The organism is Thermoanaerobacter sp. CM-CNRG TB177, assembly GCF_018588165.1.
Classification (GTDB): Bacteria; Bacillota; Thermoanaerobacteria; order Thermoanaerobacterales; family Thermoanaerobacteraceae; genus Thermoanaerobacter; species Thermoanaerobacter thermocopriae.
Genome location: NZ_JAFCAC010000056.1, coordinates 52,205 through 54,391, shown reverse-complemented (window position 1 = coordinate 54,391; position 2,187 = coordinate 52,205). Strand labels below are relative to the sequence as shown.

The window sequence follows — 2,187 nt, the reverse complement described above, 5'->3', positions numbered from 1 at the left end:
TACTATTCTTGAGGTTTTTTCTGAAATTTCTGTCATGCAACTTAAAGTTACAGTGTATCATTTTTTCAATGACGATATATGAAAAAAGGAGAAAAAGAAAGAAAAAGTGAATAACTTTGCCAAAACGAAATATTGGGATAGTTCTTCAACAATTTTGCCATTTTACTGGAAGAGGCAAGAATGGTAGGATAAAATTGAAAAAGGTATAGCTTTATTGACAAGAGTAACTTTTCTGCTTGGATACTGACATATGTTAACGTAAAGCTCGCCTATATAAATGATAAAAAAATAATGCAACCGTATTATTATCTACAGTGATAATAATTAGGCGTGGACATAATTATCCAAAACAATTAAATTTTAAAAGACAAGGGGTTGGAAGAATGAAAGAAAAAGAGCAAAAATTTAAACAAGTCTTGTCTTTATTTATAATCTTTGTATTAACTTTTATAATGACCTGTGGTTGTTCCACTGAGGAGAAAAAAGAGAAGGTAAAATTGAATGGAAGTCCTTTTGCAATTCTTGAGGAGGAAGAAGAGGAAGTAAAAGCGAAGCTTTATTATTGGGACCTTGAACACAAGAAAATAAAAGATGAATCAAAAATCATGCATACCATTCTAAAGAAAGAGGTACCAAAAGAAATTTACAAGAAGTCTCCAATTTCATGGGATGGAAAAGGACATTTGGTAATTCCATCATATGCACAAGTTTCTCAAGAGTATCAAGGAAATGTCGAGAAAGTAGAAATTCCTTTGCAAGAAAGAATAATTTGGGGGAAAGATGTAAAACTGGTCAGTAAAGAAAAGGACAAATACATTTTGGTTTTTACTGAGAATAGTAAGGATAAAGAAATAGAGTTGGTTATTCCTCCACACTTTTTTAAAGGGAATGACGGTAAAGAGTACAGAATAGGAGAAACAGGCACTGTAGCAGGAATTATCAAAAAGGGAGATGAGGTATTTATACTGTATTCCTGCTTTATACCGGGTGCAGGGGAAATCTATGCAAAACTTTTCATAGCAAAATATGATCTTAAGGCAGAAAAAATAGAATGGGGAGAAGTAGAGATTCCAGAAAATGCAGAATTATCACCGGCGTTACCCCCTTTACCAGACAATACAACTTCTATTGAGAAAAGCTTCTTTATACCTACTCTTACAGTTCCTGCAGAAGTAGATATTGATAGTATGAAACTTAAGCCAATCAACAATATCATAGAGTATCAGAAGAAATATGCTTCAGAAACATTGAAATCAGCCATGCCGGTTAATATAGAAATTTTGGGGAGCTATGAAGATATTTTATTTGTAGGTATTCAAATGGTGAAGCCCACCGAGCCTCCAGAACTCTATGTTTTTGCGCTAAAAGATGGGCAAATGATGGGACTTTTGCGAAGGACAGAGAAAGGGATAGAGCTAATAGACCAAGAAAATAAGGTAGTGGAAACATACGACATACCTAGAAGCAGTAGTTTTGGCGGAGAAAGGGATATCATTTTCCCAAATACAAGCGGGACAAATAGTATGATGGAGTAAAAATTAAAGTTGTAGGGTTGGAGGGGGATTTTATTAATTTTTTAATTTCTTAATTGCAATTACAGCCGTTTTTTGTGATTGGCCTTTTAATCTTTGATATAGCAGATAAAAACGCTATAGGAATGTATTAGAAAGAGGTGAGGCTTTGTGGAGGAATTTCAAATGCTTAAAGAATCAAAATTCACAACTCTTTCATCACGACCATACCATTTTCTTTGGTAATTTCCAACTTATAAAGTTTTTTACAGGACCCTATGGTTATTTTTTTAAGCCTCTCCTGACCAGTTATTTCAAATATATGTATAGATTTAATGAGGGAATCTTTGTACACTTCTTTGTCAAGGTTTAGTTCTGCAATTGCTTTTCTGAAGAGTAAAAGCCCTAAACCGCTTAGGGTATTATTTTTTACACAGGTTTCTATACCTAGATTGGCGTAGTAGAGAGACTTTTCGTAAATGGATAGAAGGTGATAGCGATAAGAAATATTGTAATAGACTTTTATTTTTGTTTCCCAATCTTGTGGTGAGAGAGCTTCTAAGCAAAAGAGAAGCAGCTCAAGACTTTTTTGAGTTGATTCTTTTTTTTCAATTATCAATGCCATATTCATCAATATTCTGACTTCCATATCGCTAGTAATTGTTTCTTTTACCAT

At 33.5% G+C, this 2,187-nt stretch carries 1 protein-coding gene and 1 pseudogene; one reads left to right on the top strand and one right to left on the bottom strand.

Features of this window, described 5'->3' with window-relative positions; all coding sequences use genetic code 11:
* Nucleotides 1–383: 383 nt before the first annotated feature.
* A complete protein-coding gene (locus tag I4N53_RS06125) occupies nucleotides 384–1,535 on the top strand; it encodes a hypothetical protein (protein ID WP_009052072.1) in 1,152 nt (383 codons plus the stop codon).
* A 181-nt stretch (nucleotides 1,536–1,716) separates the two neighbouring features.
* Here the strand turns inward: I4N53_RS06125 and I4N53_RS06120 are convergent.
* Nucleotides 1,717–2,187 (bottom strand): annotated as a pseudogene (locus I4N53_RS06120) (transcriptional regulator); the annotation flags it as partial.